The organism is Myxococcus sp. AM011 (assembly GCF_013372595.1).
GTDB lineage: Bacteria > Myxococcota > Myxococcia > Myxococcales > Myxococcaceae > Myxococcus > Myxococcus eversor.
This window is the reverse complement of the sequence record NZ_JABXEM010000668.1, coordinates 1-401: the sequence shown is the minus strand read 5'-3', so window position 1 is coordinate 401 and position 401 is coordinate 1. Positions and strand designations below refer to the sequence as shown.

The 401-nt window shown below is 45.6% G+C and carries 1 protein-coding gene; it reads right to left on the bottom strand.

Annotation, left to right across the window (positions count from 1 at the left end; translation table 11 throughout):
• Positions 1-401, bottom strand: a 401-nt coding sequence (locus tag HUW62_RS47940; RefSeq protein ID WP_176438247.1) for a fimbria/pilus outer membrane usher protein, incomplete at both ends; no start/stop codon positions are given.

Below are 401 nucleotides of genomic sequence, written 5' to 3'. Positions count from 1 at the left end.
GGGATACATTGTTCAGCCAACCCCATGAGAATTCACCAGTCCAGAAGAAGGGTTGTTGTAAGGAATCACCACCAACGCTGGTCGGTTTACCCATAGCAGTGGTGTAGCGAATCTGCCCTTTACGCGTCAGATAAGGAATACTATTAGATGCAACTTGCCATTGCGTAACGCGTCCGTCCTCTTCTTCAACCTTGACGTCAAGTTGCCCCTGTAATGTATTGAATAAATTGGTAATAGCAAATGGGCCTGGAGGAACATTTTCTTGATAAATAATACGGTTGTTCTGTGAGACAGTGACCTTTGCATTCGTTTGTGCGACACCCGTGATTTGCGGTGCGTAACCACGTAGGTCTGGCGGTAACATATTCTCATCGCTTTTCAACGAAATGCCAGAAAAATGG